This is a genomic window from Serinicoccus sp. JS2-9, assembly GCF_059025165.1.
On record NZ_CM180091.1, the window covers coordinates 1,161,293 to 1,181,569 of the forward strand.

At 68.9% G+C, this 20,277-nt stretch carries 20 protein-coding genes and 1 pseudogene; 8 read left to right on the forward strand and 13 right to left on the reverse strand.

The genetic code is table 11. The features are described 5' to 3' along the window. Nucleotides 1-4: 4 nt before the first annotated feature. The gene (locus AC5PYY_RS05765; RefSeq protein ID WP_493898839.1) at nt 5-1,261 is read right to left on the reverse strand and encodes a glycosyltransferase; all 1,257 of its coding nucleotides are present in this window, start codon (nt 1,259-1,261) and stop codon (nt 5-7) included. A gap of 194 nt (nt 1,262-1,455) precedes the next feature. On the opposite strand from AC5PYY_RS05765, the gene AC5PYY_RS05770 reads away from it, so the two are divergent. Together AC5PYY_RS05770 and AC5PYY_RS05775 are read left to right on the forward strand one after the other, a co-directional pair. Continuing rightward, entirely contained in the window at nt 1,456-2,409 is a 954-nt protein-coding gene (locus AC5PYY_RS05770; protein WP_493898840.1) for a class II glutamine amidotransferase, read from the forward strand. A gap of 10 nt (nt 2,410-2,419) precedes the next feature. Then, on the forward strand, nt 2,420-2,983 hold the full coding sequence (locus tag AC5PYY_RS05775; protein WP_493898841.1) for a GNAT family N-acetyltransferase: 564 nt from the start codon (nt 2,420-2,422) through the stop codon (nt 2,981-2,983). Nucleotides 2,984-3,004: 21 nt separating this feature from the next. On the opposite strand, the gene AC5PYY_RS05780 is transcribed toward AC5PYY_RS05775, so the two are convergent. Beyond that, nucleotides 3,005-4,564, reverse strand: coding sequence for a GNAT family N-acetyltransferase (locus AC5PYY_RS05780; RefSeq protein ID WP_493898842.1), 1,560 nt, complete (start codon nt 4,562-4,564; stop codon nt 3,005-3,007). Nucleotides 4,565-4,683: 119 nt separating this feature from the next. Here AC5PYY_RS05780 and arr point away from each other — a divergent pair, with 119 nt between their 5' ends. Continuing rightward, the gene (arr, locus tag AC5PYY_RS05785; RefSeq protein WP_493898843.1) at nt 4,684-5,118 is read left to right on the forward strand and encodes an NAD(+)--rifampin ADP-ribosyltransferase; all 435 of its coding nucleotides are present in this window, start codon (nt 4,684-4,686) and stop codon (nt 5,116-5,118) included. 224 nt (nt 5,119-5,342) lie between these two features. Here arr and AC5PYY_RS05790 read toward each other — a convergent pair. Together AC5PYY_RS05790 and AC5PYY_RS05795 are read right to left on the reverse strand one after the other, a co-directional pair. Beyond that, a pseudogene (locus AC5PYY_RS05790) lies at nt 5,343-5,453 on the reverse strand (toxin-antitoxin system HicB family antitoxin); the annotation flags it as partial. 46 nt (nt 5,454-5,499) lie between these two features. Beyond that, nucleotides 5,500-6,429, reverse strand: a complete 930-nt coding sequence (locus AC5PYY_RS05795; RefSeq protein WP_493898844.1) for a tyrosine-type recombinase/integrase — start codon at nt 6,427-6,429, stop codon at nt 5,500-5,502. Nucleotides 6,430-6,720: 291 nt separating this feature from the next. Here AC5PYY_RS05795 and AC5PYY_RS05800 point away from each other — a divergent pair, with 291 nt between their 5' ends. Next, a complete protein-coding gene (locus AC5PYY_RS05800; RefSeq protein ID WP_493898845.1) occupies nt 6,721-7,017 on the forward strand; it encodes an addiction module antidote protein in 297 nt (98 codons plus the stop codon). Nucleotides 7,018-7,103: 86 nt separating this feature from the next. Here AC5PYY_RS05800 and AC5PYY_RS05805 read toward each other — a convergent pair whose 3' ends face one another. Beyond that, nucleotides 7,104-8,396, reverse strand: coding sequence for a tyrosine-type recombinase/integrase (locus AC5PYY_RS05805; RefSeq protein ID WP_493896382.1), 1,293 nt, complete (start codon nt 8,394-8,396; stop codon nt 7,104-7,106). Continuing rightward, complete coding sequence (locus AC5PYY_RS05810) at nt 8,393-9,448, reverse strand: tyrosine-type recombinase/integrase (RefSeq protein WP_493898846.1); 1,056 nt, start codon at nt 9,446-9,448, stop codon at nt 8,393-8,395. Before AC5PYY_RS05810 ends, AC5PYY_RS05805 begins: the two co-directional genes overlap by 4 nt. Before the next feature lie 164 nt (nt 9,449-9,612). Between AC5PYY_RS05810 and AC5PYY_RS05815 the strand changes: the two genes are divergently transcribed. The 3 genes from AC5PYY_RS05815 to AC5PYY_RS05825 all read left to right on the forward strand — a co-directional run bounded on the left by AC5PYY_RS05815 (nt 9,613) and on the right by AC5PYY_RS05825 (nt 10,893). Next, the gene (locus AC5PYY_RS05815; protein WP_493898847.1) at nt 9,613-9,927 is read left to right on the forward strand and encodes a hypothetical protein; all 315 of its coding nucleotides are present in this window, start codon (nt 9,613-9,615) and stop codon (nt 9,925-9,927) included. Then, nucleotides 9,917-10,159, forward strand: coding sequence for a YlcI/YnfO family protein (locus AC5PYY_RS05820; protein ID WP_493898848.1), 243 nt, complete (start codon nt 9,917-9,919; stop codon nt 10,157-10,159). The genes AC5PYY_RS05815 and AC5PYY_RS05820 overlap by 11 nt, the downstream gene beginning before the upstream one ends. A 134-nt stretch (nt 10,160-10,293) precedes the next feature. After that, nucleotides 10,294-10,893, forward strand: a complete 600-nt coding sequence (locus AC5PYY_RS05825; protein ID WP_493898849.1) for a hypothetical protein — start codon at nt 10,294-10,296, stop codon at nt 10,891-10,893. Nucleotides 10,894-11,077: 184 nt separating this feature from the next. Here the strand turns inward: AC5PYY_RS05825 and AC5PYY_RS05830 are convergent, their stop codons facing one another. The 3 genes from AC5PYY_RS05830 to AC5PYY_RS05840 form a co-directional block, all read right to left on the reverse strand. Next, a complete protein-coding gene (locus AC5PYY_RS05830) occupies nt 11,078-11,404 on the reverse strand; it encodes a type II toxin-antitoxin system PemK/MazF family toxin (protein ID WP_022923225.1) in 327 nt (108 codons plus the stop codon). Continuing rightward, complete coding sequence (locus AC5PYY_RS05835; protein ID WP_066638586.1) at nt 11,401-11,607, reverse strand: antitoxin MazE-like protein; 207 nt, start codon at nt 11,605-11,607, stop codon at nt 11,401-11,403. Before AC5PYY_RS05835 ends, AC5PYY_RS05830 begins: the two co-directional genes overlap by 4 nt. A 129-nt stretch (nt 11,608-11,736) precedes the next feature. Beyond that, entirely contained in the window at nt 11,737-12,495 is a 759-nt protein-coding gene (locus AC5PYY_RS05840) for an alpha/beta fold hydrolase (RefSeq protein ID WP_161937868.1), read from the reverse strand. 244 nt (nt 12,496-12,739) lie between these two features. Between AC5PYY_RS05840 and AC5PYY_RS05845 the strand changes: the two genes are divergently transcribed. After that, on the forward strand, nt 12,740-13,240 hold the full coding sequence (locus tag AC5PYY_RS05845; protein ID WP_493898850.1) for a GrpB family protein: 501 nt from the start codon (nt 12,740-12,742) through the stop codon (nt 13,238-13,240). A 10-nt stretch (nt 13,241-13,250) separates the two neighbouring features. On the opposite strand, the gene AC5PYY_RS05850 is transcribed toward AC5PYY_RS05845, so the two are convergent. The 4 genes from AC5PYY_RS05850 to AC5PYY_RS05865 all read right to left on the reverse strand — a co-directional run bounded on the left by AC5PYY_RS05850 (nt 13,251) and on the right by AC5PYY_RS05865 (nt 20,073). Next, entirely contained in the window at nt 13,251-14,477 is a 1,227-nt protein-coding gene (locus tag AC5PYY_RS05850; protein ID WP_493896408.1) for an IS256 family transposase, read from the reverse strand. A 297-nt stretch (nt 14,478-14,774) separates the two neighbouring features. Beyond that, nucleotides 14,775-15,413 (reverse strand): class I SAM-dependent methyltransferase, encoded by a 639-nt coding sequence (locus tag AC5PYY_RS05855; protein ID WP_493898851.1) that lies wholly within the window; start codon nt 15,411-15,413, stop codon nt 14,775-14,777. Between the two features lie 732 nt (nt 15,414-16,145). Further along, nucleotides 16,146-18,668, reverse strand: coding sequence for a polynucleotide kinase-phosphatase (locus tag AC5PYY_RS05860; protein ID WP_493898852.1), 2,523 nt, complete (start codon nt 18,666-18,668; stop codon nt 16,146-16,148). Further along, the gene (locus AC5PYY_RS05865) at nt 18,661-20,073 is read right to left on the reverse strand and encodes a 3' terminal RNA ribose 2'-O-methyltransferase Hen1 (protein ID WP_493898853.1); all 1,413 of its coding nucleotides are present in this window, start codon (nt 20,071-20,073) and stop codon (nt 18,661-18,663) included. The genes AC5PYY_RS05860 and AC5PYY_RS05865 overlap by 8 nt, the downstream gene beginning before the upstream one ends. Between the last annotated feature and the right edge of the window lie 204 nt (nt 20,074-20,277).

Below are 20,277 nucleotides of genomic sequence, written 5' to 3' on the forward strand. Positions count from 1 at the left end.
CCCCCTACCGCCGCGCCGTCACCCTGACCCCGAGGGTCGCCGCGATCCGGTCCGCCGCCGCGGCCGCGCCGCGCTCAGCCCGCACTCTGGCGCCCACGGCCGCAGCCTGCTCGCCCACCCCTGGATCGGCCGCGACCGCGAAAGCCTCCCGCATCGCGTCGACCGAGGTATGCCCGACCGCGACCGGCGCCGCCGCCGCGCCGATCTCGTGAACCCGCCGCCCGAAGAACGGCTGGTCCAGCGCGAAGGGCACCACCACCTGGGGCACGCCGGCGCGCGTCGCCTCGGCGGTCGTGCCTGCGCCGCCGTGGTGCGCGATCGCCGCCACGCGCGGGAAGAGCAGGTCGTGCGGGGCACCGTCGACGAAGAGGACGCGATCGTCATACCTCTCCTCCAGGCCGGTGCCGCGCAGCGCGACCACGTGGTGCCCGGCCGCGAGCGCGCCCTCGATCGTGTGCCGCAGCGCCTCCCGGGTCTGGGGCAGGCTCTGGCTGCCGAAGCCGGCGTAGACCGGTGGCGGCCCGTCGGCGACGAAACGCTCGAGGTCCGCGTCGAGCGCGGTGCCGGGTGGGGAGTCGCGGAAGGGGTAGCCGGTCAGGACGATCCGGCGGCCACTCACCCGGCGTGGCGCAATGAGCTCCGGGGAGTGCGCGATGAACGCGGGCACGGTGAGGGTATGCCGTGCCGCCCGCAGTCCGGTCCTGCGCGGCACCCCGTGGTCGGCGAGGGCGGCGCTCACCGGGGAGCCCATCGCCATGCCCGGACCCAGGGCGCGCAATCCGTCGAGGAGGTTGCGCGGCGAGCGTCCGCGGCGGCTCGCGAACATGCTGGCGTCGCCCCAAACCGACGGTAGCGCCGGCACGAAGAGCATGAGCACCTGGCGGCGCGCGTCGTGCGCCGCGAGCTGCCCGGCCCACGGAAAGGTCAGGGCGGTGGAGACGACCGCGTCGTAGCGGGGCCACAGGTCGATCAGCGCGCGGGCCAGCTCGGGCGCCATCGCCTCGGCCTGGTGCCGCAAGGCCGCGACCTGCTCGCCGACGCTGCCGCTCGCCATCCTCTCGGCGACGGAGCCCTCGCGATAGATCCGCATGGCGTCGACCCGGATCTCTTCCGCGCCCAGCCCGGCGTCGCGGACCGTGCCCACAAAGTCGCTCGACGCGGTGACCCCGACCTCGTGACCACGATCTTGCAATTCCCGGCCCACCGCGAGCACCGGCTGGTAGTCGCCGCGACTGCCGCCGGCCAGGATCGCGATCCGCATACCCCCATCATCGCCGGACCCTCGCGCCGACCGGGCTGTGGGGGAGCGCCCTGGCATCGCGCCGAAGGCAGACCGTGACGCCTGTGACGACTGTGGCCCGCGCGCAACGCCGCGCCGGCAGATCGAGGAGCCGACCGCGCCGCGCGCGCCTAGGCTGACCGACGTCATACCGACCGACCATCGATGGAGGATGTATGTGCCGAGTGCTCGCGTTCATCGGGCCGGAGACTCCGCTGGAGAATCTGCTGCTCACGCCCGAGAACAGCCTCGTCAACCAGGCCCTCGACCCGGAGAGCCACCCTGAGCTGCAGCTGGCGGGGTGGGGGTTCGGCGCCTGGGGCGAGCACCTGGCCAACCCGGAGAAGCCGTTCGTCTACCGCCGTCCGATGGCGGCGTTCTACGACGACAACGTCAAGCACATCGTGCCGAGCCTGCGCGCCAGCACGATGCTGGCCCACGTGCGCGCCGCGGCCTACGACGCCAAAGTCGTGCTGGCCGATGAGAACTGTCACCCGTTCTCCGTCGAGGGCACCCGCTGGATCGTCGCGCAGAACGGCTATCTGCCCAAGTGGCAGCTGCTGCAGCGCGAGCTGCTGCAGCACTGCAAGGACGAATACCTCGAGCAGATGGCGGGCACCACCGACACGGAGTTCATCTACGTGCTGCTGCTCTCCCTGCTTGAGGGCGACAGCGACGAGGACGTCCAGCGGGCGGTCGAGGAGCTGATCCGGCTGATCGCCGCCGCGATGAAGAAGCTCGAGCGGCCGGGCCTGACCAAGCTCAAGCTGGCGCTCGTCTCGCAGGACCGCATCATCGGGGTCAACGGCGGCCTCGGGCTCGAGGGCGAGACCGACGCGAGCGGTGACTGGCTCGAGTTGCGCAAGCACTCCGAGCCGGGCACCGACGAGCACAGCCTCTCGATGCTGCTGGAGCCGTTGTACTTCCTCATGGGCCGCAAGTTCGAGGAGGACACGAGCACGTATGCCTTCGAGAAGTGCGCCGAGGACGAGGCGACCGGCGTGATCTTCGCCTCGGAGACCCTCACCGAGGACACCGATGGCTGGTCGCAGCTCGACTTCGGCCACATCGCCTTCTTCCGCAACGAGGGTGGCAAGGTGACCAAGACCGTCAAGGCGCTCTCGGTCTAGGCGTCGACTCGTGCCGGTCGCGCGGGAGGAAAGTCAGACGGATCCCGGGTATGCCGCTCGCGCTCCCCTCGTGGTGCGCAGCGGGGGTCTGGTGCTGCGGGAGTGGCGGCAGACTGACGTCCCGGCGATGGTGACCCTCTTCGACACCGCCGAGATGGACCGGTGGACGCCGCTCGCGCACCCGTTCGACGCGCAGGTCGCGGCGGACTACGTGCGGGCCGCTCATCGGGCACGCGCGAGAGGCACGATCCAGCTCGCGATCACGACCGACGGCGAGGTGCCCCTGGGAGAGGTGCTGCTCTTCCCGGGGGCGTCGCCGACGGCGTGCGAGTTCGCCTACGCGGTCGGTGCGGCATACCGGGGGCAGGGTCTGGCCGCCCGCGCCATATCGGCGTTGCTCCCGACCGCGCGTGCCGCGGGATACCGCTCCGCCACGCTGACCATCGCCCAGGGCAACCTCGACAGCGAGCGGGTCGCGACGGCCGCATGCTTCCAGCGGGACGAGGCCCCGCTGACCACTCGGGAGCGCAAGGGATACACGCTGCTCATGGGCACCTGGAGCCGCGCGCTCTGACCCCAGGGTCAGCGCCTGCTCTCAGATCCGTTCCACCCGGTCGGCCTGCGGTCCGCGATCGCTCTGCCGCACCTCGTAGCGCACCCGGTCGCCGGGGTAGAGCTCGTCGTCGCCGCGCAGCACCGACACGTGCACGAAGAGGTCGGCGCCTCCCGCGTCCGGGGTGATGAAGCCGAAGCCCCGCTCCGGGTCGTAGCGCGCGACCACGCCCTGGCCGCCCCGTGCCGGGCGGTCGGCCCCACCCCGGGGCCCGCCCCGGTGACCTGACCGGCCACGGTCGCGGCCTGGGGCGGGTCCGCCGCGCCGGGGCGCGCCGCCCACGAGGCGCACGTCGCGCGCCTGCGGACCGCGGTCGCCCTCGACGACGTCGAACGCCACCCGGTCACCCTCGCCCAGCTCGGGCAGGCCGTCCGCGAGCGCGCGGGCGTGGACGAAGACGTCGTCGCCACCCGACTCGGGCGCGATGAACCCGAAACCCTTGTCCACGTCATACCAGGAGACGGTGCCGTCCGCCCCGTCGGAGACCGCGCCCTGCGCGTTGCCGTCGGTGGTCAGGGGGAGCAGGTGCTCGGCCTGCGGTCCCTTCTGGCCGTCGACGACGAGGTAGGCCACCCGCTGCCCCTCGGAGACGACGCCGCCGGCGACGATCGCCGAGCTGTGCAGGAAGATCTCGGGGCCGCCGTCGTCGGGCGTGATGAAGCCGTAGGCCTTTGCCGGCTCGAACCACGAGACCGTGCCGAGCTGTCCCACTGGTGAGTCGGCGGGACGGTCGGCGATGACGCGGACGCCGCGCGCCTGCGGGCCGCGATCGCCCTCGCCGATCTCGAACTCGACGACCTGCCCCTCCCGCAGCACCTTCATCGCCTCGTCGCCGAGGATCTCGGACGCGTGGACGTAGAGGTCTTCCTCCTCCGACCCCAGGTCGATGAAGCCGAAGCCTCGGTCGGTGTCGAACCAACGGACGGTGCCTTCGGTCACGGCTCTCTCCTCGGTATGCGTGTGCGGCGGGCTGCCCTCGAGTGTCCCAGTCATGCCCGGTTCGGTCTGCGGCAGGGCGCTGTACATATACATGTCGCGACGCTCCTCGCCCACCTGTTGCCACGCCCGGAGCAGCCCTTCGCGCTCGAAGCCGCAGCTCTCGGCGGTGCGCCACGAGCCGTCGTTCCACGGCTCGACGTAAAGCTCGAGCCGGTGGATCTCGTCGAGGGAGAGTGCCCAGGCGGTGAGGGTATGCAGTGCCGCCCGCGCGTAGCCGCGGCGCCGACAGCGTGGGTCGATCCAGTAGCCGGTGCTCGCCCGTCCTTGGTCGATGTGGTGGAGCCAGAGCCCGATCTGACCGACCGCCTGGTCACTCTGCGCATCGGCAATCGCGAAGGAGTAGCCAGTGCCGGTGCGGAGGCGGTCGTGCTGCCGGGCGATGAAAGCCAAGGCATCCGCCGTGGTGCCGCTGCGCGGGACGGTCGTGATGAGCGGGATGAGGTCGTCATCGGCGACGGCCTGGATCAGCGGCGCGTCGCCGTCCTCGAAGGCGCGCAGGATGACGGCACCGTGGCGGAGCACCGGCATCGCTGTGGGGAGCATCTCGCCATCCAACCACCGGGGAAGGGGGCCTGCGCTGCATACCTGATCGCTCTGTTGGCGTGCTGCCGAGGTCAGTCCTTCCAGCCTGGGTTGCGGGCCGAGCCGCTACGCTCGCCGGCATGAGCGAGGCTGTGGAGCCGGTGCCCTTCGAGGTATACGAGGAGGGTGTCTCCCTGCACGGCACGAAGGCTGACCTCGAGGTCGGCGATCTCATCACGCCGGGTCGGGAGTCGAACTTCGAGAGCGGCCGGGTGATGAACTACGTCTACTTCACCGAGACGCTCGACGCGGCGGCGTGGGGAGCCGAGCTGGCCGTCGGTGAAGGGCGGGAGCGCATCTACGTGGTCGAACCGACCGGTGACGTCGAGGACGACCCCAACGTCACCGACAAGAAGTTCCCAGGCAACCCGACCCGCTCCTTCCGGTCGAGCGAGCCGCTGAGGGTAGTCGGCGAGGTGGCCGACTGGGTCGGACATCCGCCCGAGAAGCTGCAGGCTATGCGCGACGGCCTGGCCGAGCTTCGGCGGCAGGGGAAGGCTGAGATCCTCGACTGAGTGCCTACGACTACCACGGCGAGGCCCGCCTCCTCGTCATCGGCCCTGACCGTCACGGCCGGCTTGGACGAGCTGGATCCGGGCAGGCACCCCGCCCGCGCCGCCGTCCACCTCCGTCACATCCAGGCCGCCCAAGTCAACCCGACCGCCACTGAGGACGACAGGCCGCCCAGCAACGATTCGGCAGAAGCTGACCTACTCGGAAAGCGGCATTCCGGGTGTCCTCAGGATGCGTCGCCGAGTTTGTGGATGACGTTCTGGTTGAGGCTGAGGTGCTCTTCGGCTGCCTTCGTGGCGAGTTGCCGGTGGGGGCGTTCACCGACGCGGAGATGGAATCTTCCTGAATAGGTGCAGGACGATCAGGCGCGGACCGCGGCTCTGTCAGGTGCCGGAGGCCATGTAGGCGGCGAGGATGTAGTTGGGATGTCGGTCGAGGTTCGTGCGGGCCCGGTCATACCGCATGGTGGTGCGGGGGTCGGCGTGGCGGGCCGCGATCTGGACGTCTCGCAGGTCCACGCCGGCGTCGAGCATGGTGGTGACGAAGGTGTGCCGGAGCATGTGCGGGTGCATCCGCGGCAGGTTGATGCCTGCGTGGTCGGCCAGGTGATGCAGCCGTCGGGTCGCGGCGTGACGGTCCATCCGACCGCCCTGCCGGTTACGCAGGACCGGACCGTCTACACGGCTGTCGACGGAGCGTTCGATCGCGCGCTGCACCGCTGGCGGCAGGGGCGTCAGGACGACCTTGCCTCCCTTGCCGCGGACCTTCAGCACCCGGTGCCCGTGCTCCTCGCGCAGGTCGTCGATGTTGGCGCCACACGCTTCGAAGATGCGAAGTCCCAGCAGCCCGAGCATGCAGACCAGTGCGAAATCGTTGATGTTGCTGCTGACCCTTGCTGCCTGGAGCATCGCTTCGAACTGCAGATGGGACAGGCCGAGAGTGGGTGATTCGGGTGGCACGTGCGGTCGCCGGACGTGGTCGGCTGGCGAAGAAGGCAGGACACCGTCGATGACTGCGGTGCGGTAGAACCCGATCACCACGGACAGCCGCCGCGAGATGGTCGCCGGCTTGTATCCGCGCGTCTCCTGCATCCACCGCACGTAGAGCTCGACGTGCACCCGGTGGACGCTCAACGGGTCCAGGTGACGTTCGGCGCACCACCTCATGAAGGCGCGCAGGTCCGACTCTGTGTGGGTGCGCGTCTGCCCGGTGTATCGGGCCAGATGCGCGGCTATCGCCTGGCGCAGCGCAGCACCGCCCGGGCTGTCAGTCGAGACGGGAACGAGCACGGAGGTGATCTGGAAGGTGTTCATGCACCATCGTGACCCGCAGATCAGCGCGGCCGCTATTGACGTCAGCCAGTTTCCTCGACGTCGACAATTCATGCTGCCAGGCGCGGCAAGTCCGACGAGCGTAGCCGTCCTCCGCGCAGACCACGCTTGCCGGGAGGGCGATATGTCAACTACAGTTAACATACGGCGGAGGTCGTCCGATCGGGAACGTTCGATCGGTGGCTGACCAGGCTCGGTGGTGACAAGTCCACGCAGGAAGCCGACATCCGCAAGGCCCACGAGGTCAGCGGCCGAATGGAGGAAGCACCGATCATGACCAACGACACCTTTGCGCCCTTCGACAACGCGGACTACCTCAACACGTTCGAGGACGTGGCCGCGTACCTGGAAGCGGTCATGGAGGTCGCCGAGGACGACCCAAAGGTGATCGCCGCAGCGCTGGGGGCCATCGTTCGGTCTCGCAACCTGAGCCAGATCGCACGACAGGCCGGGATGAGTCGCGAAGGCCTATACAAGGCACTCTCCGCAGACGGCAACCCATCATTGGCGACAGTCGTGAAAGTAGCCCATGCCCTTGGCCTCCGACTGCACTTCGAAGCCATCGCGTGAAAGAGCAGAGCACCACTCTGCAAGCGGCAGTAGCGTGCGGACCACGCTCAGCGCGGCATTATGCACGTGATGGGGGTGGGGGCGGTTCATGATGCTTCGCCGTTCTCGAGATCGTTGAGGAGTTTGCCGAAGAGCTGGGCTCGGTGGGTCTGGCCCTTGGCGTGGGCGTCGTCGTGCTGGGCCTGGAGGGTGGGGCGGAAGGCGATGGTGGTCTGGAAGAAGGTGCAGGTCTCGCAGATGGACTCGAAGGCGCAGTCGAGCTCGGGGGGTCGGGTGCAGTGGCCGTTGCCGAGCATGCGGGAGTGCTCGCGGCGCAGCCGGGCCATGTTGGGTCCGAGGGCGTCGGCGGGCAGGTGGGCGGGGTCGGTGTAGAGGGCGTCGACCTTGTCGGTGACGGCGAAGTACTCCTCGGCGACGGTGCGGTTGGCGATGCGGGCATAGCGCAGGGTCATGTCCATCGAGGAGTGGCCCAGCATCGCGGCGATGGCTTCCAGGGACATGCCGCGGTTGATGGCCTGGGTGGCCAGGGTGTGGCGCAGCTGGTGGGGGTGGATGTGGGCCAGGCCGGCGGCGGCGCCGGCCTTGTTGATCATCCGGGTGACGGTGTGCCGGTCCAGCGCCCGGCCGTTCTCTCTCGGGAGCAGCAGCGGGTGGGCGGGGTCGACGTGGGTGGCCCGGTAGTCCTGGATGAGGGTGAGCACGTGCGGGTGCAAGGGCAGGTAGCGGTCCTGGTGCAGCTTGCCGACCGGCACATGCAGCCAGGGTCCGGTGCCGATGTGCACGAGAGCGTCGGCGGGCAGGGCGGTGTACTCGCTGACTCGCAGGCCGGTGCGCAGCAGGACTTCCACGGTGACGCGCAGCAGCATCCGGGGCTGGGCCTGGGCGGCGCGCAGCAGCCGCGCGGCGCTCGGGTCGTCCAGCGCCTTGGGCAGGGGCCGGTCCTGGCGGGGCAGGTCACCGGAGAACATCGGCACCCGGGCCGGGGCGTCGTCCCAGCCCCACTCGCCGATCCGGATGAAGAACATCCGCAGCGTGCCCAGCCGGCCGGCGATGGTGGCCAGGCCCAACGGGGTCCCGCCGCGGCCGGGGCGGGCGGCCAGCCACGGCTTGTAGGCCTCGATCGTGGACCGGTCGATGTCGGCCACGCAGGTCAGGGTCGGGGTGTGGGTGAGCAGGTAGGTGGCGAAGCAGCGCAGCGACTGGTCGGCGCCGTTGACGCTGCCCGGGCGCAGCACGCAGGCCAGCTGGGTCAGGTAGGCCCGCATGGTGGCCGCGACCTGAGGCAGCTCGGCGGCGACCTGGTCCCAGGTCGCGACCGGCGCGGCGCCGCCGCGCTGGTCCTGGGCGGGGTCGAACCGGACCGGCAGGGTGGTGCTCATCGCAGCCTCCGGAACCCCGGCAGCGCCGGCCGTTCACCGGCGCCCGGCGGCGGTGTCGCGTGCACGCCGGGGACGCCGGCGAAGACCTGGGCGTCGATGACCTCGGCGGCCTTGCGGTACTGGGAGGCCAGCCAGTCGTCGGCCAGGTGCAGGTAGATCCGGGTGGACTCGATCGAGGCGTGACCGGCCTGGGCCTGGACGGCCTCCAGGGCCATCCCTGCCTCCCGCAGCCGGGTCAGGCAGGTGTGCCGCAGCTCGTGGCAGGTGCCGTGGGACAGGCCCGCACGCGTCCGGGCACCGGCCAGGACCTGATCGATACCGCGCACGGTCAGCGGCTGCCCGCGGGTGGGTCCCTTGAGCACGACGAACAACCGGCCGGTCGCGGCGTCGGCGGGTCGCTCGATGGCCAGGTAGTCGGCGACCGCGGTGAAGAACCTGGCCGAGACGGGCACAATGCGTTGCCGCCCGCCCTTGCCCTCGGCGATGAACACCCGCCGTTCGGCAACCCGCAAGTCCTCCAGGCGCAGGCCCAGGACCTCGCAGCGGCGCAGCCCGCCGAGCACCATCGCCGCGACCATGGCCCGGTCCCGGTGGGTGCGCAGGGCGCCGGTGAGGGCATCGACATCGGCCGGGGCCAGGATCCGCGGCAGGGACCGGACCCGCCTGGTCAACGGCACGCCCTGGGAGGGGCGGGATCTCTCCCTGCGGGTCGGCAGCCCCCGGGGCACCGGGTTGGCGACCACGTCCCCGCGAACCTGCAAGAAGGCGTAGAACCCGGAGATCGTGGAGACCCGCCGGGCGACCGTGGCCGGCCCCACCCCGCCTCCGCCGTCGGCGGGCAGGCCCTGGACCACGCCGGCAGGACGGCCGGTGCGCTGGGCGGTGATGAAGGCGAGCACGTCGGCCGGGACCGCCTCGGCCGGGTCTTTGCCGAGCACCGACAGGAAGATTCTCAGGTCGTACGCCGCGGCCAGGACCGTGTTCGGCCGGCACCGCCCGGACAGGAAGTCCAGGTAGTCGTCCGCGCAGCCGACCCCGACCCGCAGCACCACCTCGCCCGAGGGCCCTCGCGACCTGACCAGACACGGATCCAGACCCGACATGTCACGACCTCCCGGTCCCTCGACCATCAGCCACACCGGCTGGTCGAAATCTCCCGGAAGATCACGTGCATAACAAGCAGTTGCGCGCGTATTCGTCTGTAATACAATAGCTCATGAGCGGACTGTTCGACCTGGAGGCGCTCGATGACACTGAGCCCTTCGAGGTCGACACGCAGGCCGCTCATCTGTTCAAACATCCGCACCTGGGGATGGACGACGTGATCGAGGCGTGGAGCAGCGATCCGCTGTTCTACCTGGCCAAGCCGCCCGCCCACTGGTTGATGGTCGCGGAGGTCAGTGGGCGAGTACTCATCGTGCCGCTGGCTCCATCTCGATCGGGCGATCCGAGCAAGTGTCGACCAATCGGCTGTTACGAGGCGTCTTCGGGCCTCGCCGCTACGTACCGGAGGGACCCTGATGAGCATTGACAACAGCCGGCCGCTGACGCCGGAGCAGGAGTACGAGTTCTACGCCGACCCGCGCAACCAGGAGCCTCAAGGACCTGCGCGTCGACGCAAGCGTCCGATGAGCGCACCTGTGCCAGTGCGTTTCCCGGCCGACCTGCTTGAGGAGGTCAAGCGCGCTGCAGAGGCAGACGATCGCTCGGTCTCGGCCTGGATTCGCCGAGCCGTCGAGCACGAGCTGTCCCGCCCCGCCTGAGCTCCCGCGGCAAGCACGACGCGCGGCAGTAGCGTGCGGACCACGCCCAGTGCGGCAGTAGTGTGTCCGTCTGGCGCTGCTCCTGACGGAAGCGTTGGGCAGTTGGGTGCCCCTGAGGTGTCATCATCGCTCGTGTGGAGATGACGGTGATGCACGACCTGGCCCCGGCCGGCTGGCTGATAGGGGACCCGGCGCCTTGGCAGCAACTGGTCGGCTTCGGGCCCAGTGGATTCGAGGCCTACGCGCGCCTTCGCCTCATCCCTGATCCCGTGCACACGGATCAGTCCGCGAGCGAGCACGGCACGCCTGAGGATGAACCCGACCTGACCAAGCTGCGACTGCTGGTGAGCGAGCTGATTCCACATACCACCACCCCCGAGCATGGCTATTTCTGTTTCTGGTTCGGCTTCACGGGGGCTGTCGAGGGGGAGGGCTTGAGGTGCCCTCCAGTGCGGAGAAGTCAGATCGACGGAGCGCCACTGGTGCGCCTCCCCCACCGTGATTACTACCTCTTTCAGGGACCGTTGAACGCGATTGACCGGTGGGAAGCGGGAGAGTTGCTGCCTGCATTTGTCTGGCCCCAGGACCAGGCTTGGTGCGCTGCAGCGGACGTCGACCCACACTGGGTGGGCGTTGGGGCGAGCGAGCGCGCCGTGCGAGACCTTCTCTCTTCACCAGAGCTTGACGTCGTGGCAGCCGACCCGAGAGAGCCCCAGCCGTACTACCTGCACTGACCGAGATGCTGCAGCCAGTTGCATTCGGAGCGCGGCAGTAGCGTGCCGACCACGCTCAGCGCGGCAGTAGCGTGCCGACCACGCTCCATGCGGCAGTAGCGTGCCGACCACGCTCAGCGCGGCAGTAGCGTGCCGACCACGCTCAGCGCGGCAGATCCGGATGTCCGCAGTGGTCTCTCGTCCGCTACCTAGCCAGGCCGAGGAAAGCCATGAGGGCGCGTTCGACCTCCACGAGACTTTCGGGCGCCAGGCGGCCAATGCGGGTACCGACGTTCTCGCGGCGGACTGTGGTGACCTTGTCGATCATGACCTGGCTGTCGTGCTGCAGGCCGGTGAAATCATCGGCGGCGACGCGTACGCGAAGCAGAGGGGCATCTACCAGCGTCGTCGTCAGGGGCGCCACGGTCACCGAGGCAGTGCCCTCGAAGAGGTCGTCCTGCACGATCAGTGCGGGCCTCGGCTTGGAGGCGTAGACACCCCCGGCGACGGTCCACAGCTCGCCGCGCCTCACTCCTCGTCCCAGGGGGCGGTGACGGCTTCGACGAACTCCTGGTCATCGGACTGCTCGTCCGCCCTGGCGACCAGGGCCGCCTGACGTTCGGCCTCCTGTGCGAAGCGCTCGCTACGCACGTCCGGCACCCAGATCTGCACGGGTCGAAGTCCGCGTGCGCGCATCCTGCGCCGGTACTCGCTGACTCGATGCTTCACCGTCATGCCTACCACGTTACATGTAACGACAGTGCAGCGGAAGGCGGCTACGTCCCTAACAGCGCACCAAGATTTGGGTCCCCACCTCACCCGCCGAGCGACCAGCGGCATGAGCGGACGTGTCGTGGACATCTGCTAGCGGCCGTGGTTTGCCAGCCATGGGTCGACGATGGCGTGGTACGTGGTCGGGTCGTCTCGACGGATGCAGTGGCTGACACCGTCGAGGTATCGGACGTCAACGCTGGGGTTGCTGGTGGGGACCGAGTGCTTGGCGAACGGACCGTCGGCGTCGTAAAGGACGAGCGTGGGGCACCTCAATTCTGTAAACACGTCGCTGGCATTGACCTGGCCGAGCTCGAGCTGGTCGATCATGTGTCGGTCAACGTGCGGTTTGCACTCGGCCCACCGGTCGATCTCGTCGTCCGTCCAGGTCGTGTTGCGTCGCATGAGCACCTTCTCCCTCCCTGCGTCAGCCGGGTTGTCGAACCGGTCGAGGAAGGTGTGTTGCTCGTCTGCGAAGCCGGGCGGGGTGACGGTGCCCTGCGTGAGGGCGGGATCTTCAAGGACGAGTGCGCGGACGAAGTCCGGCGCTCTGGTCGCCGCGATGGCGGCGACGCGTCCTCCGAGAGAGTGGCCGATCACGGTCGCCGGTCCGAGTGCGCGCAGGGTCTCGACGAGGTCGTTGACGAAGGTGTCGAGCATGCGCGATGCGGCGGCGGTGTCGAAGCGGGGTGATCCTCCGTGGCCTCGCAGGTCGACGGCGTGGACGTGCCAGGTCGGCGACCACCGTTCGACCGCGTGAGGCCAGGCGGTTCCGGCCTCGGTGAGGCCATGGACCAGGAGCAGGGCTGGCCGGTCCGGGTCACCCCAATTATGGGTCCGCAGGGAGGTCACAGTGCTCCTTAGGTTAGATCGATGGCTTCTTGCCTGCAGAAGAGCAGAATTTTGATCGGCCTGTCAACGACTCATGCGGTGAGCTACGTCGAGCGGGCAGGGCTGAGCGAGACCGCCGTCGCCACCAACCTGCACGGGCGTAGCCGTCCCCTGTCCTCCGCGCGGCAGTAGCGTGCGGACCACGCTCCATGCGGCAGATGAGCGTGTCCGACAGCCTGTCCGTGCTGGCCCCTATCGTCATCACGTGACGTGGGTTGAGCGGTATCCGGAAGAGCGCCTGGTGCCTCACGACCCTTCATGGGCAGCGAAGTTCCTGGAGGTGGCACGGTCGCTGCGCAAGGTGCTCGGGCCAGAGTGGGTCATCGAGCACGCCGGTTCTACCTCCGTGCCGGGGTTGTCTGCGAAACCGGTCATTGATCTGGTACTGCGTCTACCAGAGGGACGGAGCGTCAGTGATGCGATGCAGCCGCTCTTGCCGATGGACTGGACTGCGGCCGTGGAGGTCGGGGACCACTGGGCGATCTTCCATCCCGCCGTTGGACGACGCGATGCGATCGGGCATCTCTTCACGGCAGCCCAGTGGCCTGAGGCTCACATGCGTCTGTTCGCGAGCTGGCTGAGGTCCCATCCCGTCGACGTGCAGCGATACGAGGACCTCAAGCGGGACCTGGTCGCGGCCGGTGTTTGGGGGCCCGACTACACCCGAAGGAGACAGAGCCCCGCTGAGTGGTGGGCTTTGAGGTGATGCTCGTTGCCTACCGGTCGCCTTCTTCGAGGGCGACGGTTCCAGTATTGCTGGTCTTGTAGATCTTGGCCATCGATGCTTCGGAGAGGTAGCGGCGTTCGTCGACCTGCCACTCGTCGTGGGTGTCGATCAGGACGGCTCCGATGAGGCGGATGATGGCGGCTTCGTTGGGGAAGATGCCCACGACGCGGGAGCGGCGCTTGATCTCCTTGTTCAAGCGCTCGAGGGGGTTGGTGGACCAGATCTTGCGCCAGTGCTCACGCGGGAACGCGGCGAACGCGAGGACCTCGGACTTCGCGTCGTCCATCAGCGGCCCGATCTTGGGGTACCGGGCCGCGAGGTCGTCGCGGACCTTGTCCCACTGCTTGCCCATCGATCCCAGGTCGGGCTGGGCGAAGATGGTCCGGAACACCGCGGCGACCATCTCGGTCTCGGCCTTGGGCACGTGAGCCAGGACGTTGCGGATGAAATGGACCCGGCACCGCTGGTGGGCCGAGCCCTGGAAGACGCGGGTGAGGGCGGCGACCAGGCCGGCGTGCTGGTCGGAGATCACCAGCTGCACCCCGCCCAGGCCGCGCTTCTTGAGGCCGGTCAGGAACGCCCGCCAGAAGATCTCCTCCTCGCTGTCCCCGACGTCCAGGCCCAGGATCTCCCGGCGGCCGTGCTCGGTGACGCCGGTAGCGATCACGACGGCCTTGGACACCACCATCCCGGCCTCGGTGCGCACGTGCAGGTAGGTCGCGTCCAGGTAGACGTAGGGGAAGCGAGCGTGGTCCAGCCGGCGGGTGCGAAACGCGCCGACGACCTCGTCCAGGCCCGCGCAGATCCGCGACACCTCGGACTTGGAGATCCCGGTCCCGCCCAGGGCGACCACGAGGTCGTCCACCGACCGGGTCGAGACGCCGTGGACGTAGGCCTCCATCACCACCGCGTACAGCGCCTGGTCGATCCGCCGACGCGGTTCCAGGATCGAGGGGAAGAAGCTACCGGTGCGCAGCTTGGGGATCGCGACCGTAACGTCACCGCCCTTGGTCGTGAGCAGCTTGGGCCGGGACCCGTTGCGCTCGGTCGCGCGTGTGTCCGTGCGTTCGTAGCGGCCGGCGCCGATGGTCTCGGTCGCCTCGGTCTCGATCAGCTCCTGCAGGACCATGCGGACGGACTCGCGGACCAGGTCCACGCCGTCACCGGCACGAAGTGCGTCCAACAGGTCGGACACGGCAGACTGGGGAAGGGTCATCGGTGAGATCTCCTCTGGTGAGTACTCGGCGGTACACACCGAGCATCTCGCCGATGACCCCCTCACACCAGGGCACCACACCGGCCACCCAAACCCCACCACTCCACGGGACTCTTACCCCGAAGGAAGGCCGATTTCGTCCGGGAGATCGTCAACTCAGCCCGCCAGGAGATGGGACTGCCCCCGATCCACGGGGCGCTCTGACAGGCTGGGGCCGCGCAGCTCAGCCTCCGCACGGCTCGCGGCAGAACAGGATGTTCCTCGCCCGTCTGGGGGCTGACGCACTCTGCCCTCATCTCACCGGAAGAACGTGAACCACTGCCGGCCTACCTGAAGCGATCGGGGTTCCGTGACCAGACGGTGCACGCCGACAGCCCACCGCTCGTTGGCGTCCTCAGGCGTGACGAAGGCGACCTCTTCGAACCCTGCCTGTGCGAACCACTGGCGGATGGAGGGGGTGAGGTCGGGATGACGCCGGTGACGGGTCCAGATCACCTCGGCGCCCGGCGCGCACAGCTGAGGTGCCGCCGCGATGGTCGTCCGCACGTCGGCGTCGCTGACGTTGCCGAAGATCCCGCAGAGCAGCACCAGGTCCGCCGGGACTGTCCCTTCGTACTGGGCACTTTGCGAGGCGTCGCCCTCGCGGACGTCGATCTGCGCGGGAAGTGAACGCGATTGCCGGCGGGCACGCCCTGCCAGTCCGGTGTCGCGCTCGAGAAGGACTCCGCGAACGCGATGCGCATCCTTCCGCCTGGCCAGGACCCCGAGAAGGTCGCGCCCGTCGCCCGCGCAGGCACTGACGACACGCACCGGCTCGGGAGCAGACCCATCCAGGTAGCGGTTGATGGCGTGGCGGACCGCAGCCAACCGGGAGTTGAGCCCCGAGCTGGAACGGTCGTACGCCTCGTGCCAATCCGACCAATCCGTGGCTGGCATCACTGGACTCTACCCGCTCGCGAGCTCAACACCCCGATCGATTCCGCACGAGCGACCCGCGGCAGTAGCGTGCGGCCACGCTCAGTGCGGCAGTAGCGTGCGGCCACGCTCAGTGCGGCAGTAGCGTGCGGCCACGCTCAGTGCGGCAGTAGCGTGCGGCCACGCTCAGTGCGGCAGTAGCGTGCGGCCACGCTCAGTGCGGCAGTAGCGTGCGGCCACGCTCAGTGCGGCAGTAGCGTGCGGCCACGCTCAGTGCGGCAGTAGCGTGCGGCCACGCTCAGTGCGGCAGTAGCGTGCGGCCACGCTCAGTGCGGCAGTAGCGTGCGGCCACGCTCAGTGCGGCAGTAGCGTGCGGCCACGCTCAGTGCGGCAGTAGCGTGCGGACCACGCTCAGTGCGGCAGTAGCGTGCGGACCACGCTCAGTGCGGCAGTAGCGTGCGGACCACGCTCAGTGCGGCAGTAGCGTGCGGACCACGCTCAGTGCGGCAGTAGCGTGCGGACCACGCTCAGTGCGGCAGTAGCGTGCGGACCACGCTCAGTGCGGCAGTAGCGTGCGGACCACGCTCAGTGCGGCAGTAGCGTGCGGACCACGCTCAGTGCGGCAGTAGCGTGCGGACCACGCTCAGTGCGGCAATACAGTGCGTCTCTGCTGACGATGAGGAGGTTCAGTATGGGCGGTTTTCCGACATACTTCGGGCGCAGCGCTTCCCTGCAAATTATGGTTGCGCTGTATCAGAGTCTTGGGTCGACGGGCTCGGACTCCAGGGCGAGGACGCTGAATACCGCTTGGTGAACTTTCCAGAGTGGGGCGCGGTCGATGAAGGCTGTCAGGGCTTCGAGTCCGAGGCCGTGCTCGCGGCGGGCTAGTTGGCGTTTCTTCCCCAGATTCCGGTCGCGCAGGAGTGAGAGCGAGTCGGTGTAGTCGGGTCCGTAGATGATGCGCAGGTACTCCCTGCCTCGGACCTTGATGCCGGGTTGGACCGAGGCATCGGTGAGGTGGGCCGGTTTGACGACCATTCCTTCTCCGCCGCCGGCGGTCAGGTCGTTCCACCAGCGGGTCGCTTCTTCGCGCTCCTGCCTGGAGGCAAGGTCGACGTAGCGGTGAAGGGTCGGGGTGATGAGGTCGCCGTCCAGCTTGGCGAGTTCGGCGAGGTGCCACTCGTGCGGTTCGGTCAGCGCCAGGGCGCGTCCCTCTGCGGCGAGGATCTGGAAGGGAGCCAGCGTGACGCCGTCCAGGCCCTGCGTCGGTCGCACGTAGGCGGCATAAGCCTCCCGGAACTTCTCGGCGTTGGCGAGGCGGCGCTCTGTCTGTTGGGTGAGGGCCTCGACGTCCAGCCCGCGTGCTGCGGCTTGCTTGAGGACGGTGAGGGCTTCGGGCAGGGCGTGGGTGGCGGCCGCCCCGACGGATGCGTACTGGGTCTTGATGAGGTCGAGCGCTTTGGCTGACCAGGGGAGGAGTTCGCAGTCGAGGGCGAGCCAGTCCGTGTCCAGCGACTCGAACAGCGGCTGGGCCGAGAGGCGGAGGCGTTCGAGGAGCTCGGTGGTGTCCGCGAAGAAGGGCCGTCCCGTGCGGGTGTAGAGGGCGCCGGTGGTGCCGTCGCTGACGCCGAAGCGCCGTTCGGCGGACTGAGCGTCCTGGGCGATGACCGCGATGGCGCGTGAGCCCATGTGCTTCTCCTCGCACACGACGCGCGTGACGCCCCAGCCGGCGTACTCCTCGAACGCTTGCTCGGGGTGCTCCAGGAACCCCTCCCTCGTGGAGGTGGCGACCGGCGACATCGTGGGGGGCAGGTAGATCAGCCAGCGCGGGTCGACGGCGAACCGGCTCATCACCTCCAGTGCGGCGGCGGCGTTCTCCTCGGGGATCTTGACCTTGCCGGCGTGAGTGGTCTCCAGCCAGCGGGTGCCGGCGACGTCGCCGATCCGCAGCACCGTGGGCTCGCGGTCACCGGCGGCGGGTGTGAGCGGTCGGACCGGCTCGTACCACTGCTGCTCGGCCGGCACAGACACGATCTGGCGCTCGGGGTAACGCAGCGCGGTGAGCGCGCCGCCGAAGACGACGCCGGTGTCCAGGCAGATGGTGTTGTTGACCCACTCCGCTTCGGGGACTGGGGTGTGGCCGTAGACGACCATGGCTTGGCCGCGGTACTCCTGCGCCCAGGGGTAGCGCACGGGTAGGCCGTACTCGTCGGTCTCCCCGGTGGTGTCGCCGTAGAGCGCGAAGGCGCGGACCCGCCCTGAGGACCGGCCGTGGTAGGCCTCCTTCAGCCCGGCGTGGGCGACCACGAGCTTCGCCTCGTCGAGGACGTAGTGGCTGATGAGCCCATCGAGGAAGCTCAGCGTCCGGGCCCGGAAGTCTTCGGGCTCGTCCTCGAGCTGGGCGAGTGACTCGGCCAGGCCGTGGGAGATGGTCACCTTTGACCCGCGCAGGGCGCGCAGCAGCTTGGCCTCGTGGTTGCCGGACACGCAGAGCGCGTCGCCGGAGGCGACCATGCCCATGACCAGGCGCAGCACGCCGACCGTGTCCGGGCCCCGGTCGACCAGGTCACCGACGAAGACGGCCTGCCGGCCTTCCGGGTGGGAGGCTCCGATCGCCACACCGGTCTCGTCCAGCGTGATGGTCCAGCCCAGCTTGGTGAGCAGGCTCCGCAGCTCCGAGGCGCAGCCGTGGACGTCGCCGATGATGTCGAAGGGGCCGTGCAGGTCCGTGCGGTCGTTCCACGGGCGCTCACGCACGATCCGGACCGCGTCGACCTGCTCGGTGCCGCGCAGGACGTGGACCCGCCGGAACCCCTCCTTGTTGAGCTTGCTCAGGGACCGCTGGAGGTCCCGGTGCTGGCGGGCGATGACGTGGCGGCCGAAGTCCCGGTCTGGCCGTGCCGCGTTGCGTTCGACCGCGACCGACTCGGGCACGTCCAGCACGATGGCGTCCACGAGGACGTCGTGGCTCTTGGCGAGCGTGATGAGCGAGGCTCGGGCGGCCCGTTGCACGTTGGTGGCGTCGACCACGGTCAGCAGGCCGCGACGCAACCGGGTGCCGACGATGTAGTGCAGCACGTCGAACGCATCCGGGGTGGCTGACTGGTCGTTCTCGTCGTCGGCGACCAGGCCCCGGCAGAAGTCGCTGGAGAGGACCTCGGTCGGTTTGAAGTGTGTGCGGGCGAACGTCGACTTCCCGCTGCCTGACACGCCGATCAGCACGACCAGGCCCATGGCCGGCACGGTGACCGAGAGCCCATCCGAGACATCAGTCATCACGGCCCTCCTTCTCGGTGAAGATCGCCATCTGGGTCGGGGCACCGAGTGTCTCGTCGACCTCTCCGATGCCGCGGCGCTCCACCATGTAGCCGTACGTGGTGGCAACATGCTCCGACCAGTCGGAGAACTCCGAGCGGGTCCACTCGAACCGGTGGTCAGGGTGCCGCATCCCCACCAACCCTTCGTACCGGACGTTGTACTCACTGTTCGGGGTCGTCACCACGACGAGCCGGGGCCGGGCGGCGCCCCACACAACCCGTTCCAGCGCCTCCAGCCGCGAGGGGTCGACGTGCTCGATGACCTCCATCAGCACAGCGGCGTCGAACCCGGCGAACCGGTCGTCCTCGTAGGTCAGGGCGCTGTGGAACAGCTGGATCCGTTCGGCCTGCCGCTCGCTCATCTGCTCCAGCCGCAGGCGTGCGGCGGCATGCTGCAGCGACCGTGCTGACACGTCCGACCCAGCGACCCGGGTGAAGGCCCCGGTCTGGAGCAGCTGGTCGAGGAACTGGCCCGAACCGCAGCCCAGATCGATGACCGACTGTGCCCCAGCGTCGAGCAGCACCTGGTGGACCGCGGCGTGCCGCTGCGCGTTCAGCGGCAGGCGCTTCTCCTCCGGCTGCCGCACCTCCTCGTCCTCGACCGGCTCCACCACCTCGACAAGGTCGTCCCCGAGTTCAGCCAGGCGAGTCAGGGCCACACGCCTCAGGGCGCCGGCCCGACCAAGGTATCGGCGCGTGATCAGATCCCTCTCAGGGTGGGTCGGTAGCCACGCCTCGCCCGAGCGCATCAGCTTGTCCACCTCATCGGGCCCCTGCCAGTAGTGCTTCGACTCATCCAGCACCGGCAGGAGGACGTGCAACTGATTGAGCGTGTCGGCCAGACGCACCTCGCCAGTGAGGCGAAGCCGGACATACCTAGAGCTTCCCCACTCAGGGAAATCGTCATCCAGCGGGACAGGCAGCGCCTCCACGGTCCAACCCAGTGGCTCGAAAAGGCGGTGCGCGATGGGGGGCCCGCCACGGCACGGCAGAACCGGGATGTTGACCTCCAACGGGATCGGTCGGTCCGCCAGATCTTGTCGGGAGCCGCCTCGCCCGCTGCGGGCGGTGCTGAAAACCCGTCCCAACGCGACGGCGAGCAACGAGGACGCCGCGTATGGACGGTCGTTGACGTACTGGGCCAGGCTGAAGTCCGGAGAGCCCTTGCCGCGGGAGCGCGCCAACCGGACTGGGTCGACGTCCAGCACGAGGGCGACCGTGCACCTCTCATCGCTCGCTTCGGGGTAGAAGACCGTTGCGGTGCCGAACGACTGCTCGAAGTGCTGCACCCGGTCAGGGTGCTTATGCAACAGGTAACCCAGATCAGTCGCCGGCTGGTGCGTCGTCGCCACGGTCAAGAGCACCCGCTCAGTCTGCCCGAGTACCGACAGCACAGGTCGGCAGGCCACGCGGGCGCAACTTCACGAGTCAGTCCGTGGGAACCAGGCGCCCCTTGGTGTGCCGACCCAGACTGGTGCTCACGCCGAGCGACCTGCGGCAGTACAGGATGTGGAGCTCAGGTCGGGCGTGCTCGCGAGTGGCTAGCCGGACAGTGTTGCGCATCGGTT